Annotated in this window: 16 protein-coding genes; 7 read left to right on the top strand and 9 right to left on the bottom strand. The window is 66.4% G+C overall.

What is annotated here, in order from left to right; translation table 11 throughout:
• Positions 1 to 10: 10 nt before the first annotated feature.
• The 9 genes from RZN05_RS14330 to RZN05_RS14290 all read right to left on the bottom strand — a co-directional run bounded on the left by RZN05_RS14330 (position 11) and on the right by RZN05_RS14290 (position 6,300).
• The gene (locus tag RZN05_RS14330) at positions 11 to 433 is read right to left on the bottom strand and encodes a Fur family transcriptional regulator (RefSeq protein WP_317227279.1); all 423 of its coding nucleotides are present in this window, start codon (positions 431 to 433) and stop codon (positions 11 to 13) included.
• Positions 434 to 535: 102 nt separating this feature from the next.
• Entirely contained in the window at positions 536 to 949 is a 414-nt protein-coding gene (locus RZN05_RS14325) for a MucR family transcriptional regulator (protein WP_317227278.1), read from the bottom strand.
• A gap of 110 nt (positions 950 to 1,059) precedes the next feature.
• Positions 1,060 to 1,536 (bottom strand): GNAT family N-acetyltransferase, encoded by a 477-nt coding sequence (locus RZN05_RS14320; RefSeq protein WP_317227277.1) that lies wholly within the window; start codon positions 1,534 to 1,536, stop codon positions 1,060 to 1,062.
• Entirely contained in the window at positions 1,533 to 2,165 is a 633-nt protein-coding gene (gene tsaB / locus RZN05_RS14315; protein ID WP_317227276.1) for a tRNA (adenosine(37)-N6)-threonylcarbamoyltransferase complex dimerization subunit type 1 TsaB, read from the bottom strand. The genes RZN05_RS14320 and tsaB overlap by 4 nt, the downstream gene beginning before the upstream one ends.
• A gap of 4 nt (positions 2,166 to 2,169) precedes the next feature.
• Entirely contained in the window at positions 2,170 to 2,763 is a 594-nt protein-coding gene (locus RZN05_RS14310) for a malonic semialdehyde reductase (protein ID WP_317227275.1), read from the bottom strand.
• 26 nt (positions 2,764 to 2,789) lie between these two features.
• Entirely contained in the window at positions 2,790 to 3,365 is a 576-nt protein-coding gene (locus tag RZN05_RS14305) for a NifU family protein (protein ID WP_317227274.1), read from the bottom strand.
• A gap of 73 nt (positions 3,366 to 3,438) precedes the next feature.
• Entirely contained in the window at positions 3,439 to 3,750 is a 312-nt protein-coding gene (locus tag RZN05_RS14300) for a hypothetical protein (RefSeq protein WP_317227273.1), read from the bottom strand.
• A gap of 25 nt (positions 3,751 to 3,775) precedes the next feature.
• Positions 3,776 to 5,275, bottom strand: a complete 1,500-nt coding sequence (locus tag RZN05_RS14295) for an MFS transporter (RefSeq protein ID WP_317227634.1) — start codon at positions 5,273 to 5,275, stop codon at positions 3,776 to 3,778.
• Between the two features lie 2 nt (positions 5,276 to 5,277).
• On the bottom strand, positions 5,278 to 6,300 hold the full coding sequence (locus RZN05_RS14290) for a LacI family DNA-binding transcriptional regulator (protein ID WP_317227272.1): 1,023 nt from the start codon (positions 6,298 to 6,300) through the stop codon (positions 5,278 to 5,280).
• 298 nt (positions 6,301 to 6,598) lie between these two features.
• Between RZN05_RS14290 and RZN05_RS14285 the strand changes: the two genes are divergently transcribed.
• The 7 genes from RZN05_RS14285 (at position 6,599) to RZN05_RS14255 (ending at position 16,797) form a co-directional block, all read left to right on the top strand.
• Positions 6,599 to 9,376: a TonB-dependent receptor gene (locus RZN05_RS14285; RefSeq protein WP_317227633.1), complete on the top strand. Its 2,778-nt coding sequence runs from the start codon at positions 6,599 to 6,601 to the stop codon at positions 9,374 to 9,376.
• Positions 9,377 to 9,399: 23 nt separating this feature from the next.
• Positions 9,400 to 10,908 (top strand): tryptophan halogenase family protein, encoded by a 1,509-nt coding sequence (locus RZN05_RS14280; RefSeq protein WP_317227271.1) that lies wholly within the window; start codon positions 9,400 to 9,402, stop codon positions 10,906 to 10,908.
• Complete coding sequence (locus RZN05_RS14275) at positions 10,905 to 12,686, top strand: alpha-amylase family glycosyl hydrolase (RefSeq protein ID WP_317227270.1); 1,782 nt, start codon at positions 10,905 to 10,907, stop codon at positions 12,684 to 12,686. The genes RZN05_RS14280 and RZN05_RS14275 overlap by 4 nt, the downstream gene beginning before the upstream one ends.
• Positions 12,683 to 14,293, top strand: coding sequence for an alpha-amylase family glycosyl hydrolase (locus RZN05_RS14270; protein WP_317227269.1), 1,611 nt, complete (start codon positions 12,683 to 12,685; stop codon positions 14,291 to 14,293). The genes RZN05_RS14275 and RZN05_RS14270 overlap by 4 nt, the downstream gene beginning before the upstream one ends.
• A gap of 96 nt (positions 14,294 to 14,389) precedes the next feature.
• Positions 14,390 to 15,172, top strand: a complete 783-nt coding sequence (locus tag RZN05_RS14265) for an N-acetylmuramidase domain-containing protein (protein ID WP_317227268.1) — start codon at positions 14,390 to 14,392, stop codon at positions 15,170 to 15,172.
• 80 nt (positions 15,173 to 15,252) lie between these two features.
• Positions 15,253 to 15,981 (top strand): DJ-1/PfpI family protein, encoded by a 729-nt coding sequence (locus tag RZN05_RS14260; RefSeq protein WP_317227267.1) that lies wholly within the window; start codon positions 15,253 to 15,255, stop codon positions 15,979 to 15,981.
• A gap of 9 nt (positions 15,982 to 15,990) precedes the next feature.
• Positions 15,991 to 16,797 carry an aldo/keto reductase gene (locus RZN05_RS14255; RefSeq protein ID WP_317227266.1) on the top strand — a complete coding sequence of 269 codons (807 nt, stop codon included), beginning with the start codon at positions 15,991 to 15,993 and terminating at the stop codon, positions 16,795 to 16,797.
• The last annotated feature ends 62 nt before the right edge of the window (positions 16,798 to 16,859 follow it).

Here is a 16,859-nt window from a genome sequence, read left to right as displayed (position 1 = left end):
GGCAACAGCCCTACGCCTTGCGATCGAGTGCGACGCCGTAGAGTTCCATGCGGTGATCGACCAGGCGGAAGCCGAGGCGTTCGGCGATCTGCTTCTGGAGCAGCTCGAGCTCGGGATCGACGAATTCGATCACGTTGCCCGATTCGACGTCGATCAGATGGTCGTGATGCGCTTCGGGCGCAGGCTCGTAGCGCGCGCGGCCGTCGCCGAAATCATGGCGGTCGAGGATACCGGCTTCCTCGAATAGCCGGACGGTGCGATACACCGTCGCGATCGAGATGCCCGGGTCGATCGCCGAGGCGCGCTCATAGACCTTTTCGACGTCGGGATGGTCCTCCGCATCGGAGAGGACGCGAGCGATCACCTTGCGCTGCTCGGTGATCCGCAGTCCCTTATCGTGGCAGAGTTGTTCGAGATCAATTTTGCGCGGCATGGCGCCGATGTAACGGCATTGCGCGCGAGGGGAAAGAGGCAGAAAGCCGGCCGCGAGTTTCTTCGCGGCCGGCTTTCGAAATGTCCGTTGCGGCGAACGGGCTCAGCGCTTGCGGCGCTTGGTGCCCAGACCGATCTTCTTGGCGAGCGTGCGGCGCTGCTCGGCATAGTTCGGCGCGACCATCGGATAGTCGGCGGGAAGGTTCCACTTCGCGCGATACTGTTCCGGCGTCATCTGATAATGGGTCATCAGGTGGCGCTTGAGCATTTTCAGCTTCTTACCGTCCTCGAGGCAGACGATATAGTCCGGCTTTACCGAAGAACGGATCGAAACAGCCGGCTCCTGCTTCACTTCAGGCTCGGCAGCTGCGCGGCCAAGGCCAGTCAACGCACCATGAACATTCTGAATGAGAACGGGAAGATCGGAAACTGCAACGCTATTGTTGCTGACGTGCGCTGCGACAATATCCGCGGTGAGCGTCACGATAGTTTCCTGAATGTCGGCTGAACTTTCCATCATAAACCTTTCGACCCAATTTTAGCGACGACTGTTTCCGTCGCCTGCGATCACCCTATCGGACCATCATAGGGCAATGGCAAGTCGTTAACCCTCAGTTACGGAAAAAATCAGCGAAGCTCGCGCGCATAGGTATGGGCGTCGAACGCTTGGCCCATCTTGCCCCTGTAATAGTTCTTACGCTCGCCGACCTTCTCGAAACCTTCGCGACGGTATAGCCACACGGCATCGTTTCCCGAGCGAACCTCGAGATGTAACTGACTGACTCCGCGTGCTTGTGCTTCCGCAACTATGGCGCGCAGCAATGCTCCGGCAACACCGCGACGGCGTGCCGCGGGGCGGGTCGCCAGCAACAGCAGTTCGGCTTCCTCGCCGGTCGATCGTGCCAGCGCGAAGCCCACGTCGTTGCTCTCCAGGCTCGCGATCACCAGCCACACGCCGGGGAGCGAGAGCATTCCCATGCACTGCGCGCTGGTCCAGGCCTCGCCGAAGCGCGGGTCGAAAGCGTCGGCCATGATCCGGCTGACGTCGGCCAGATCCTGGGGGCCGCCTTCGCGCAGCTCGGTGAGGTTGACCGTGCCGCTCATGCGAGGCCGCGCTCCGCCAGCGTCTTGGCGTCGGGCGCCCGCCCATAGATCGGCCGGGCGGGCAGCGCAGTTAGCTCGAGGGGGAGCAGCCGCGCATCGGCGGCATCTGGGAGAGTGTCGATCAGGGTGGCGGCGGGATCGAGCGCGGCGAGGTGACGCACTCCGCGACCAATGCCGGGCCGCCGGCCGAGCGCCGCCAATGCCGCCGCGGGGGTCAGCGATTGGAGCGGGCCTTCAGGCGTGAGCGGCGATGCCGTGAACGACTGCATGAAGACTTCACCGTGGCCGCCTTCGAGTATCACGGCAACTACGGGCCATTCCGGATGCGCAGCGAATCCCGCCGCGGCGAGCAGGGCGAGCGACGAATAGCCGGCCACGTCGGCCTGCCAGCCGATGCCCAGTCCCAGCGCCGCGGCAAGCCCGACGCGCACCCCGGTGAAGCTGCCGGGCCCGACATCGACGAGGATGCGCGGCGCGCGGCCCTCGCCCGGCAGGCTCGCGATCATCGGCACCAGCCGCTCGGCATGGCCGCGCCCGACCACGTCGTGCGCGTGGCCGATGACGTCGCCGCCCTGAAGCAGCGCTACCGAACAGGCGGCAGTCGCGGTCTCGATAACGAGCGTGATCAATGCGTCAGACGACGCGGTTGAACTGATCGAATTCGGGACGGGGAAGTCGCCCGAAGATGGTGGAGGGATCGCCATGGCCCAGCGTTGAGATGAAGTTCGACTTCAGATTGGGCTGGTCGCTGAAGAACGCCGCGTCAACCTTGGCATTGTCGAATCCCGACATGGGACCGGTATCGAAGCCGAGCGCGCGCGCCGCGATCAGCAGGTACGCGCCCTGGAGGGAGGAATTGCGGAAGGCGTGGTCATGGCGCGCCTTGTCGTCCGCGAACCAGTTCTTGGCTTCAGGCGCATGCGGAAACAGCCAGGGCAGTTCCTCGTGGAAGCCCAGGTCCATGCCGATGATCACGGTGGCGGGTGCCTTGCGGATCTTGTCGGGATTGCTGCCGGTCGCGAGGTCGGCGAGCTTGTCCTTGCCTTCCTGGCTAGTGATCCAGACGAAGCGCGCCGACTGTTGGTTGACCGAAGTCGGCCCCATCTTCACCAGATCGTAAATAGCGCGAATGTCGGCGTCGGTGACGGGCGTATCGTCATAGCCGTTATAGGTGCGCGCGGTACGAAAGATCGTATCCAGCCCCGCATCGTCGAGGGGTCGGCCCATGTGCAATCCTTTCGGGGTTACGCGGCCTAGACCGCGCGGACTTCGGTGACTTCCGGAACGTAGTGCTTGAGCAGTTGCTCGATGCCGTTCTTGAGCGTCGCGCTCGACGAGGGGCATCCGGCGCAGGCGCCCTGCATCTGGAGATAGACCTTGCCCTGGTCGAACCCGCGATAGACGATGTCGCCGCCGTCGTTCGCCACGGCCGGGCGGATGCGCGTCTCGATCAACTCGCGGATCTGCGCGACGATCTCGGCATCCTCGGGGTCGTCGCCGAAATCGGCGCTCTCGGGCGGGACCGAGAAGCCCGCGGCCGAGCCGGGGGCGAACAGCGGCATGTTGGCCGAGAAATGATCGAGCAGGATCGCCAGCACGTCGGGCTTGAGGTCGCGCCAGTCGACGCCCGGGGCGATCGTCACCGAGATGAAGTCGCGGCCGAAGAACACGCCGGTCACGTCGCCGAACGCGAACAATGCGCTGGCCAGCGGCGACGCCTCGGCTTCCTCGGGGCTGGCGAAGTCGCGGGTGCCCGCATCCATCACCGTGCGGCCGGGAAGGAATTTGAGCGTGGCCGGGTTGGGCGTGGCTTCGGTCTCGATCAGCATGCATGCCATGTGGCGTCTGGCGCCGCGTGGATCAAGCCGCCCCGAGGAAACGAAAGGTTTCGTATGGCGCGGCTCAGTCTTCGCGCTCATGGTGCGCGGCGTTGCCGACATTGTCGTCGTGGCCGCTCTTGTCGCTGAAGAAGGCGGCGGCGAACAGCCCGCAGCCGAGCAGCGTCGAGAGGAAGACCCCGCCGATCGTCGCGGCGATCGCCGAAGGATAGAGCGCGTCGTAGAGCGACAGATACCACAGCGCACCGATCACCATCAGCACGCCGGCGAAAGCGATCCAGAAAATCATCCGGCGGAATTCGCTCCAGGCCTTGGCACGGTCACTGGGCATGTTCTGTCCTTTCAATTGCCCCGGCGTGATGTAGGCGTCGCGCACCGTCGCCGCCATGAGGCGAATTGTCCTAGCGCAAACGGCGCATCATCCGATCGACCGGGAGCATCGCCATCGCGGCGAGCACCAGCGTCGCTGCCGCGAACGCCATCGTCCAGATCGGCTCGCCGGGGAAGAAGGCCTTCATCAGCGATCCCATCGCGGTCGCGACGAGCAGTTGCGGCACCACCACGAAGACGTTGAACAGCCCCATATAGATGCCGAGCTTCCTCTGCGGCAGGCTCGACGCCAGGATCGCATAGGGCATCGCCAGGATCGACGCCCAGGCCACGCCGATCCCGACTTCGCTCAGCAGCAGCCAGTGCCGGTCGGGCATCGCGAAGAAGCTGGCATAGCCCGCCGCGCCGCAGAGCAGTCCGACGATATGCGTCCGCGCCTGGCCGATCCGCGCCGACAGGAAGGGCAGGAGCGTCAGCGCCGCGACCGCCGCGACGCCGTTATACGTGGCGAACAGCGCATCGACCCAATTGGCCCCGGCCTGGTAGCGCGGGTCGGTCGCGTCGGCGGCGGCGTAGAAGACCTGCGTCACGATCGGCGTGGTGTTGATCCACATGATGAACAGCGCCGACCAGCTGAAGAACTGCGCCACCGCCAGCCGCTTCATCAGCACCGGCATCCCGGCAAAGTCGCCGACGATGCTGCTCAGCATATTGGCCGGCGACCCGGCGCGGGCGAGGCCGATCGCCGCAGCGCTGGCGAGCCCATAGCCGATCAGAAGCGCGCCGAGCAGATAGACTTCCTTCTCGAGCCCCGCCTGCCCAACCGCCCAGACCACCAAGGCGCCCGCGGCGAGCCAGACCAGGCTGGCGGCGTAGCTGCGCGTCGCCAGGGTCGGCGCATCGTCCTGCGCATCGGCCGGCCCGTCGAACGCCGCCATCGCCGCGGGATCGTATTCGCGCGTCGTCACCACGGTCCACAGCACCGACAGGAACAGCGCCGCCCCGCCGAACCAGAAGGCGAAGCGCACCGTGTCGGGGATGTCGCCCGGCGGCGCCGCGTTCGAGACGCCGAGATGCTCGAGTGCCCAGGGGAAGATCGACCCCACCACCGCCCCCGCGCCGATGAACGCGGTCTGCATCGCATAGCCCGCGGCGTGCTGGTCCTTGCGCAGCATGTCGCCGACGAACGCGCGGAACGGCTCCATCGAGACGTTGAGCGACGCATCGAGGACCCAGAGGAGCACCGCCGCGAACAGCAACGCCGAGGCCCCCGGCATCGCGAACAGCGACGCTGCGGCGAGCAGCGCGCCGGCCAGGAAATAGGGCCGCCGCCGCCCGAGCCGGCCGAGCCAGGTGCGGTCGCTCAGATGCCCGATTACCGGCTGGACGAGCAGCCCGGTCAGCGGCGCCGCCACCCATAGCCAGGGCAGGTCGTCGATCTTGGCACCGAAGGTCTGGAAGATCCGGCTCATATTGGCGTTCTGCAGCGCGAAGCCGATCTGGATGCCGAAAAAGCCGAAGCTGATGTTCCAGAGGCCCGCGAGGGACTGGCGCGGCTTCTCGGTTCGCACGCTCAAGACCCGCAGGACTTGCGCACGACCAATTTCGTCGGCAGCAGCGCCGACCCCACCGGTTCCTCGCGGATCCGCCCGATCAGCGTCTCGACCAGCTTCCGTCCGGCGAGCCGCGGGTCCTGCATCACCGTGGTCAGCGGCGGCACCGCGCTGCTCGCGGCGGGAATGTCGTCGAACCCGACCACCGCGACATCGCCGGGGATCGTCCGCCCGGCCTCCTGGAGTGCACGCATTGCGCCGATCGCGATCAGGTCGCTCGCCGCCAATATCGCGTCGAAGGTCTCGCCGCTGTCCAGCAGCGCCTGCGCCGCGGCGGCACCCGCCTCCTCGGTGGTGATCGCGTCGAACTGGAGCCGCGGCCGCGGGATGATCCCCGCCTGTTTGAGCGCTGCGACATGCCCGCGATAGCGATCGTGGAATTCGGGATAATGGCTCGACGCGCTGCCCAGGAAGGCGATGTTGCGCCGCCCGAGCCCGAGCAGATGCGCCGTCGCGTCCCGGCCGCCGCCATGATTGTCGCACCCCACGGTCAGCCCCGAGGCTTCGGACTGGACCGATCCCCAGCGTACGAAATGCGTCCCCGCGTCCTCCAGCGCGCGCAGCCGCGTGCGATAGAGCTCGTAATCGCCATAGCCGAGCAGGATGATCCCGTCGGCCTTGCGCGAATCCTCGTAATCATGGTGCCAGTCGCTCGACAGCTGCTGGAAGCTGATCAGCAGGTCGTGATCGTGCTCGGCGCAGGCGCGGATGATCGATCCGAGCATCGAATGGAAGAACGGGTTGATCAGCGAATCGTCGGCGGTCGGATCCTCGAAGAACAGCAGCGCCAGCGTCTGCGAATGCCGCGTGCGCAGGTTCGATGCCGCCTTGTCGACGCGGTAGTTCAGCTGGCGGGCGATCGATTCGATCCGCATCCGCGTCGCCGGATTGACGCCTATCTCGCCGCGCAGCGCGCGCGACACCGTCGGCTGCGAGACCCCGGCGAGCTGGGCGATGTCGAACGAAGTGGGTTTGCGCTGCATGGCCCCGGCTATCCCTTCCCGCGCGCGGTCTCCTGCCGCTTCGCATAATATGCAGACCGCAGATCGCCGCCGCCGTCAACGCCAAGGGTGATGCAAATGCGCCACGCCGCGTCCGCTTCGCCATTGAATACGTATGTGGCGCGCTGGTCGAGCGCAGGTGTTTCGGAAGAAGTGCGGGGCGACGGCGGGCACTAATCTCGCCCGTAACAGATGCGCATTCGAACCGACCCGGCCGCCAGAGCCCGGAGGACGCGCGGATTAGGGGAGAAGGACTTTGATCGACACCTATCGTGGCCGCATGGCGCTTGGGGCAAGCAGCCGGGCACTTGCCGCGGCGCTCGCATTCGCATTCGCCGCGCCGGCCTTTGCGCAGGATGCGCCCTCCGCCGAACCCGTCCAGGAAGAAGAGGCCGGCGACATCGTCGTCACTGGCATCCGTGCCTCGCTCGCCTCGTCGGCGGCGATCAAGCGCAACCAGGCGATGATCGTCGATTCGATCACTGCCGAGGATGTCGGCAAGCTTCCCGACGTGTCGATCGCGGACTCGCTCGCGCGTCTGCCCGGCGTAACCGCGCAGCGCCTCGAGGGCCGCGACCAGCGCCTGTCGATCCGCGGCCTTGGTCCCGATTTCTCGACCACGTTGCTCAACGGCCGCGAGCAGGTCACCGTCGGCGACAATCGCGGCGTCGAATACGATCAATACCCGTCCGAATTCTTCAAGAACGTCAATGTCTACAAGTCGGCCGACGCGTCGCTGGTCGCCGCGGGCATCGCGGGCACGGTCGACCTGCGCATGCTCCGCCCGCTCGATTCGAAGCGCGCTTTCGTCGTCGCCGCGCGCGGCCAGATGAACGAGAAGGACAAGCTCAACCCCGACGGCTCGCGCTACGGCTACCGCGCCTCGGCGACCTTCGTAGACAAGTTCGCCAATGACACGCTCGGCATCGCGATCGGCCTGTCGGCGCAGAGCACGCCCACTCAGAACGAGCGCTATGCCGCCTGGGGCTTCCCCGCCGAGCCGCTGGCCGGCGGCAATCTCTTCCTCGGCGGCGCCAAGCCCTATGTCCAGTCGAGCGTGCTCAAGCGCTATGGCGGCGTCGCGACGGTCGAGTGGCAGCCGAGCGAGAATTTCCACTCGACCTTCGACGTGCTCTATTCGAACTTCGAGGAAGTCCAGCGGCTGCGCGGGATCGAATTCCCGATCGCGCCGACCTGGGGCTCGAACGCGGTCATCCAGCCGGGCTACACCGTGGTCGACGGCCTCGTCACCGAAGCGACGCTGACCAATGTCGTCGCGGTCCAGCGCAACGATTACAACAAGCGCACCGCCGAGAACCTCTCGCTCGGCTGGAACAACGAACTGCGCCTCAGCGATACGATCAACTTCGTCGTCGACGCCAGCTGGAGCCGCGCCACCCGCACTGATTTCCTGCTCGAGACCTATTCGGGCACCGGCTACAACCAGTCGGGCGCCAAGGACACGATCCGCATCACCCATAACGACGACGGCACGTACGACATCGTCCCGACGCTCGATTACACCAACACCGGCATCATCAGCCTCACCGATCCGCGTGGCTGGGGCTTCAACGGCACCCAGACGGTGGCGCAGACCGGCTTCCTCAATCGCCCCGACTTCACCGATGACTTGAAGTCGCTGCGCGCCGGCTTCAACGGCGAGATCAACGGCAGCATCTTCAACCGATGGGAGATCGGCGCCAACTACAGCCGCCGCGAGAAGCAGAGCCGCTACAAATCCTATTTCCTCTGCCCCAAGGGCGCCGGCACCAATTGCACGATCGCCAGCGGCACGCCGACCAGCATGCCGGTGCCCGCCGATGCGCTGCTCGATGAGCAGGTCTCGCTCGATTATCTCGGCGTGCCCAAGATGCTGACCTACGATCCGCTCAAGGTCTATGCGCTCATGGCCTCGGCGTTCGACGGCCGCCCGGGCTCGCTGGTCCGCGACAACGTCATCACCGAAAAGGTGCTGACGGGCTATGCGAAATTGGCGATCGACGGCATCGTCGGCGGCAAGGCGCTGAAGGGTTCGCTCGGGCTCCAGGTGATCCACACCAAGCAGGGCTCGTCGGGCGCGATCGCGGCGCTCGACAGCGGCGTCGTCACCACTTCGCCGGTCGAGGACGAGACGAGCTACACCAACTTCCTGCCCTCGGCGACGTTCAGCGTCGAGCTTCAGGACGGCTTCTACATCAAGCTCGGCGCCGCGCAGACGATGGTCCGCCCGCGCCTCGATCAGGAACGCATTACCCAGGCCGTCAATATCGATTTCGCAAAGATCGGTCTCGGCAGCGCGCCGCAGAACAGCCCGTTCAGCTCGGAAGGCGGCAATTTCGCGTTGAAGCCCTATAAGTCGACCAATATCGACGTCTCGTTCGAGAAATATTTCGCCGGGGGCGGCTATCTGGCACTGACCGGATTCTTCAAGCACCTCACCGACTTCGTCGATCCCAACAACAGCGTACTCTACGATTTCACGCCGCTGCTCTCGGTGCTCCCGGCGCCGCAGCGGGCGATCGTGGTGGCGCAGAATGCGCAGTTTGGGCTGGTCAGGGCACCCGCCAACACCGGTCGCGGCGAGATTCTCGGCGTCGAGGCGACCGCATCGCTGCCCTTCAGCGTGTTCAGCCAGGCGCTCGACGGCTTCGGGATCTTCGCCAGCGGCTCCTATGTCGACAGCAAGATCGTCTATGCCAATAATGCGGCCGTAACCTTGCCCGGCCAGTCCAAATGGATCGGCACCGGCACCGCCTATTTCGAGAAGAACGGCTTCCAGGCGCGCGCCACCTATCGCTGGCGCGACGAATTCCTCGCCGAGCTGGCCGGCCTTTCGGCCAACCCCGAATACCGCACCGGCAAGGCCGAGGGCGTGCTCGACGCGCAGATCGGCTACGAGTTCACCAGCGGCCCGCTGGCGGGCTTCTCGATCCTCGCGCAGGCCAAGAACATCACCGACGCGCCGTTCGTAACCACCGAGGCGGGCGACCCGCGGCTCGCGCGCGAATATCAGCGCTACGGTCGCGACTATTATCTCGGCATCACGTACAAGTTCTGACGGGTCGGGCGCGGAGGCGTAGCATGGCGTCCGAACCGTATCGCATCGTCGTGGTCGGGGGCGGCACCGCGGGGTGGATGACCGCCGCGGCGCTCGTCCGCTTCCTCGGCCCCGGCTTTGCCGTGACGCTCGTCGAGTCCGACGAAATCGGCACGATCGGTGTCGGCGAGGCGACGATCCCGCAGATCCGCATGTTCAATGCGGGTTTGGGCATCGACGAAGACGCGTTCATCGCCGCGACTCAGGCAAGCTTCAAGCTGGGCATCGAGTTCGTCGGCTGGACGAAGGGCGCGCGCTATATGCATGCCTTCGGCGAGGTCGGGCGCCCCAATGGCGGCGTGCCGTTCCAGCACAGCTGGCTGCGCGGGCGTGGCGAGGGCGTCGCGCAGCCGCTCGCCGCCTATGCGCTCAACAATGCCGCCGCGCTCGCCAACCGGATGCAGCGCGGCCTGGCGCGTACGGCGGCGATGCTGCCCGAAATGCCCTATGCCTTCCATTTCGACGCCGGTCTCTATGCCCGCTTCCTGCGCGACTATGCCGTGGCGCGCGGCGTCGTGCGGCATGAGGGCCGCATCATCGAGGTTCTGCGCGACGGCGAGAGCGGCGATCTCACCGCGCTGCGTATCGATGGCGAGCGCGAGATCGCCGGCGACCTGTTCATCGACTGCACCGGCTTCCGGGCCCTGCTGATCGGCGAGACGCTCGGTGTGGACTATGCGGATTGGTCGCACTGGCTGCCCTGCGACCGCGCGATGGCGGTGCCAAGCGCGCGGGCCGAGGACTTCACGCCCTACACGCGCGCCACCGCGCACGCCGCCGGCTGGCAATGGCGCATCCCGCTCCAGCATCGCACCGGCAACGGCTTGGTCTATGCCAGCGCGCACCTGTCAGACGACGAAGCCGCTGGGCGGCTCCTCGCCAATCTCGACGGCCCCGCGCTCGCCGATCCGCGGCCGCTGCGCTTCACTACGGGCAAGCGCCGTGCCTTCTGGCAGGCCAATGTCATCGCGGTCGGGCTGTCGAGCGGGTTCCTCGAGCCGCTCGAATCGACCAGCATCCACCTGATCCAGTCGGGGATCGAACGCATCCTCAAGCTGCTCCCCGGCCGTCGCATCACCGACGCCCAGCGCGCCGAATACGATCGCCAGGCCCACCAGGAAATCGACCGAATCCGCGACTTCCTGATCCTCCATTATTGGGCCAACGACCGCGACGAACCCTTCTGGCGCGCGCGCCGTGAGACGCCATTGCCCGAAGGCCTCGCGCAAAAGATCGATCTATGGCGCGCGTGCGGACAGATCGTTCGCGAGGAAGCCGATCTGTTCAGCGAAGTCGCCTGGCTCCAGGTGCTCGCCGGGCAGGGGATCGTGGCAGAGGGCTATCACCCGCTCGCCGACCAGCCCTTGCGCGCCGACCTCGCCGAATATCTCGACCTGCTCGCCAAGCTCATCGCCCGCGAAGTCGCGCAGATGCCCGATCACGCCGCCTTCATCCGCCAGCACTGCGCCGCCCGCGAGGAAATCGCCGCATGAAACTCGCTCTCCTCCTCGCCGCGTTGCTCGCCACCCCGGCCGCCGCGCAAAGCTATCGCGACCGCCTGCCCGAGGACGAGGTCGTCTATTTCCTCCTCCCCGATCGCTTCGAGAATGGCGACACGGCCAATGATCGCGGGGGGCTGAAAGGCGACCGCCTCGTCACCGGCTTCGACCCCACGCACAAGGGCTTCTACCACGGCGGCGACTTGAAGGGCCTGACCAGGCGGCTCGATTATGTCGAGGCGCTCGGCGCCACCGCGATCTGGGTCGGCCCGATCTTCAGGAACAAGCCCGTCCAGGGCCCCAAGGGCCAGGAATCGGCGGGCTATCACGGCTATTGGGTGACCGATTTTACCCGCGTCGATCCGCATCTCGGCACCGATGCCGAATTCAAGGCCCTGGTCGACGCCGCGCATGCCCGCGGGATCAAGGTCTATATGGACATCATCGTCAATCACACGGCGGACGTGATCCAGTATCGCGAATGCGGCGATTGTGCGTACCGGTCTCGCGCGGACTATCCCTATGCGCGCAAAGGCGGCGTGGCGGGCGACGCGATCAACGACGGATTCGCCGGCGATAGCGTCCAAACGGCTCAAAACTTCGCAAAACTGACCCGTTCCGACTACGCCTACACACCCTTCGTGCCCGCGGCGGAGAAGGACGTGAAGGTCCCCGCCTGGCTCAACGATCCGATCTACTACCACAATCGCGGCAACTCGACCTTCGCGGGCGAAAGCTCGACGATGGGCGATTTCGCCGGGCTCGATGATGTCGCGACCGAGAATCCACGCGTTATCAAGGGGATGATCGAGATCTTCGGCGGCTGGATCGATCGCTTCGGCATCGACGGCTTCCGCATCGACACCGCGCGGCACGTGAACCCCGAATTCTGGACCGCCTTCGTCCCCGCGATCGAAGCGCGCGCCAGGGCGAATCATATCCCGAACTTCCACATCTTCGGCGAAGTCGCCGATCCCGATCCCGCCGCACTCGCACGCCACACGCGGGTGGACAAGCTGCCCACCGTCCTAGACTTCGCCTTCGCCCGCGCGGTCAATGCGGTCAGCGCAGGGGAGGGGACCGACAAGCTCGCCACGGTGTTCGCCGCCGACCCCCTCTACGAAGGCGGCGCCGCGACGGCGCTGCGGCTCCCGACGTTCATCGGCAATCACGATCAGGGCCGAGCGGCGTACTTCATCCGCAAGGCGCTCCCCGATGCCAGCCCATCCGAGCTTCTCGCCCGCACTCGCCTCGCGCATGCAATGCTCCTGCTGCTGCGCGGCGTGCCGACGATCTATTCCGGCGACGAGCAGGGCTTCATCGGCGACGGCGACGACCAGTCGGCGCGCGAAGGCATGTTTGCGAGCAAGACCGCGGACTACAACGACAACCTGTTGCTCGGCACCGACAAGACCAATGCCGTCGCCAATTTCGACACCGGTCATCCGCTGTTCCGTGAGATCGCCAAGCTCTCGAAGCTCCGCCGCGCGCACCCTGCGCTGACCCGCGGCCGGCAGGTGCTCCGCTTTGCCAGCGACAAGCCCGGGCTGTTCGCGGTCTCGCGCTTCGATCCCGGCACTGGTGCCGAAATCCTGATCGCGTTCAATTCGAGCGCCACCGCCTGGTCGGGCAATGTCGAAGTCGACCCTCGCTCGGGCGCCTTCACTGCGCTCACCGGCACCTGCCCGGCCGCGCCCGCCGCGCCAGGGAGCCTTACCTTGTCAGTACCCGCGTTCGGCTATGCCGTCTGCGCTGCCGGAAAGCCGCAATGAACAAACTCGCCCGCAAGCACGAAGTCGACATCCGCGATTGGTGGCGCGGCGCGGTAATCTACCAGATCTATCCGCGCAGCTTCGCCGATTCGAACGGCGACGGCGTCGGCGACCTCGCCGGGATCACCGCGCGACTCGATCATGTCGCCTCCTTGGGCGTCGATGCGATCTGGCTGTCGCCCTTCTTCACCTCGCCGATGCGCGACTTCGGCTACGACATCGCCGATTTCTGCGACGTCGACCCGATCTTCGGCACGCTTGCCGATTTCGACGCGCTGGTCGCTCGCGCGCACGCGCTCGGGCTCAAGGTGCTGATCGACCAGGTTTATTCGCACAGCTCGGACGAGCATTGCTGGTTCAAGGAAAGCCGGTCGTCGCGCGACAATCCCAGGGCCGACTGGTATGTCTGGGCCGATCCCAAGGCGGATGGCTCGCCGCCGACCAACTGGCAGTCGGTATTCGGCGGCCCGGCCTGGACCTGGGACGCGCGCCGCGGCCAATATTACCTCCACAATTTCCTGCGCGAGCAGCCCGACCTCAACTTCCACAACCCGCAAGTCCAGGACGCGACGCTGGCGACGGCGAAGTTCTGGCTCGATCGTGGCGTCGACGGCTTCCGCTTGGACGCGCTCAACTTCTCGATGCACGATCCGCAGCTACGCGATAACCCGCCCGCGCCCGACACCGGCAAGCCGCGGACGCGCAGCTTCGATTTCCAACAGCACCTCTACAATCAGAGCCATGCCGACATCCCGGCGTTCCTCGAACGGATCCGCGCACTGACCGACAGCTATGGCGGCCGCTTCACCGTGGCCGAGGTCGGCGGGCCCAATCCCGAGGCTGAGATGCACGCGTTCACCACCGGCGAGCACCGGCTCAATTCGGCGTACAGCTTCGCCTTTCTCTACGCCGATCGGCTGACTCCCGCGCTGGTTCGCGATGCCGCTGCGGGCTGGCCGGCCGAGCCCGGCATGGGCTGGCCGAGCTGGGCGTTCGAGAATCACGACGCTCCCCGCGCCGTCTCGCGCTGGGTCGGCGCCGCGCATCGCGCTGCCTTCGCGCGTATGAAGATGCTGCTTCTGCTCGCGCTGCGCGGCAATGCGATCCTGTTCCAGGGCGAGGAGCTGGGGCTGACACAGGTCGAGATCGGTTTCGCCGACCTCCAGGATCCCGAGGCGATCGCCAATTGGCCGCTCACCCTCAGCCGCGATGGCGTTCGCACGCCGCTCCCCTGGCAGTCCGGCGCCCCCGCGTTGGGCTTCACCACCGGCAAGCCCTGGCTCCCGGTCGGTGCCGATCATGCCGCGCTCGCCGTCGATCGGCAGGAAGCCGATGCCGAATCGCTGCTCAACCTCACTCGCCGCCTGATCGCGTTGCGCCATTCGAGCCCCGCGCTGATGGCCGGCACGATCATCATCCGCGAAGCCGGCGAGGCGCTGCTGGTGTTCGAGCGGCAGGCGCCTGGCCAGACTTTGGTCTGCGCCTTCAACCTCGGCGCACAGCCGCTGGCGATGCCCGACCATCTGCGCGGACGCCGCGTGATCGAGGCAGTCAACGGCGCCACCGCCGATCTGCTTCCGCCCTTCGCCGCCCTGGTCGCAGAATAGGTCTTGCCCCGCCGCCCCGCGCGGATAGGATGGCTGCAGGGAATCGCATCCTTCCGGAAACTGCCGGTGCTTTCAGCGCATTTGGGGGAGTGAGCGATGACCGAATTTACCGGACCAGCCACGCGTTTCAGCGAGGGCGCCATCCAGAAGGCCGCCGACGATATAGGCTGCGACGTTGCCGCCGTGAAGGCGGTGATCGATGTCGAGAGCCGCGGCGGCTTCCTGCCCGACACCCGTCCCAAGATCCTGTTCGAGCGGCACGTTTTCAGCAAGCGCACCGGCGGCAGGTTCGACGCCTCGCACCCCGACATCTCGTCGCGCGATCCCGGCGGGTACAAAGGCGGTGCCGCCGAATATGACCGGCTGCTCGCCGCTGCCGCGCTCGATCGCAAGGCGGCGCTCGAATCGGCGAGCTGGGGCGCCTTCCAGATCATGGGGTATCACGCCACGTCGCTCGGCTCGCCGGATGTCGAGGCATTCTGCCGCGGCATGTGCAATTCGGAGGACGATCACCTCAAGGCGTTCGTGAGCTTCGTCCAGCTCAACAAGCTCGACGACGAGCTGTGCCGGCGCGACTGGGCCGGCTTCGCGCGAGGCTATAACGGCCCGGCCTATCTCAAGAACCGCTACGACGCCAAGCTGGCGGCCGCCTATACGCTGCATTCGATCGCCCCGCCGCGCACCGAGGGCACCCAGCGCACGCTCAAGATGGGCGACGAGGGCGAGGACGTGAAATGGCTGCAGGGCAAGCTCGGCGTCACCCCCGATGGTGATTTCGGCCCGGCGACCAAGAACGCAGTGATTGCGTTCCAGAAGCAGCACGGCTTGGGCGCCGATGGCATCGTCGGCGCCAGGACGCGGCAGGCGCTCGGCGGCTGAGCTTGCACGGCGACTGGGTGCGGCATAACCTTGCCGCATCCGCGTGACTAGCGCTGGGATGGAGCTTCGAGGGAGCCGGATTGGGCAGCTGCGCAGTGCTGGAGGAAACCTTGTCCGAAGTCGCGCCGCTCCATATCGCCTTCCTGCTCTATCCCAATCTCACCCAGCTCGATCTCACGGGGCCCGCGCAGGTGCTGTCGCGGCTGGGCGATGTGAAGCTCGACCTGGTCGCCAAGACGCGCGATCCGGTTCTCACCGACGCGCAGTTCGCGCTGCTGCCCACCGCGGCCTTCGCGCAGGTGCCGCGCACCGACATCCTCTGCGTCCCCGGCGGCTTCGGCACCGTCGCGGCGATGGAGGACGAGACGACGCTTGCCTGGCTCCGGCAGGTCGCCGGGACGGCGCAATGGGTGACCAGCGTGTGCACCGGAGCGCTGCTCCTCGCCGCAGCCGGGCTGCTCACCGGCTATCGCGCCGCCTGCCACTGGGCGTCGCGCGACCAGCTTGCCTGGTTCGGCGCTGAGCCGGTGGCCGAGCGCGTCGTGTTCGATCGCAACCGGGTTAGCGGCGGGGGCGTGACCGCGGGGATCGACTTCGCCCTCACGCTCACCGCTGCGATCCGCGGCGAGGAACATGCGAAGTTCGTCCAACTGAGCCTAGAATACGATCCTGCGCCGCCCTTCGACAGCGGCTCGCCCGAACGTGCGGACGCGGAGACCGTCGCGCGCTACCGGGCGATGGTCGAGAAGCTCGCGCCCGGCCGTGCCGAAAAGGTCCGTGCGATTGCCGAGCGCGCGACGCGCGGCTAAGCCGCGCACATGCCCGATATGCTGACGATGAACGATGGCCGCACGATCCCCGCGATCGGCTTTGGCACCTATCTCGTGCCCGACGCCGACGCGGGGCGGATCACCCGCGCGGCGCTCGAGGTCGGCTACAAGCTGGTCGATACCGCTGCCTTCTACGGCAACGAGCGCGGCGTCGCTGCGGGCTTGGGCGACCGCGACGACATCTTCGTCACCACCAAGTTGTGGCGCAGCGACATGGGCCATGACTCGACGCTGCGGGCGTTCGATACGAGCCTCGAAAAGCTCGGGCGCGATAGCGTCGACCTCTATCTGATCCACTGGCCGATGCCGTCGCTCGGCACTTATGTCGAAACCTGGAAGGCGCTGGTGCGGCTGCGCGACGAGGGGCGCGCCAAGTCGATCGGCGTCTCGAACTTCTCACCCGGCCATCTCCGCGCGATTATCGACGCGACTGGGGTGGCCCCCGCGCTCAACCAGATCGAGCTCCACCCCGGCTTCCAGCAGCGCGAGGCCCGTGCCTTCCATGCCGAGCACGATATCGTCACGCAGAGCTGGGGCCCGCTTGGCCAGGGCACGCTGCTGTCGCATCCCGAAATCGTCCGCATCGCGCAGGCGCGCGGCTGCACTCCCGCGCAGGCGATCCTGGCCTGGCACCTCCATCATGGGCTGGCCGTGATTCCCAAGGCTTCGTCGCGGGAGCGGCTTGCGTCGAACCTTGCGGCGCATGCGGTGTCGCTCACCCATCAGGACATCGCGACGATCGACACGCTGAATGATCCCGAGGGGCGGCTGGGACCGGACCCGGACAAGCTCTGAAACCGCCGTTCGTTTCGAGCGAAGTCGAGAAGCCGAGGCCGAACGTGACTTTGCCGCTTCTC

This window comes from Sphingomonas sp. HF-S4, assembly GCF_032911445.1.
GTDB classification, from domain to species: domain Bacteria; phylum Pseudomonadota; class Alphaproteobacteria; order Sphingomonadales; family Sphingomonadaceae; genus Sphingomonas; species Sphingomonas agrestis.
This window is presented reverse-complemented; position numbering and strand designations above follow the sequence as displayed.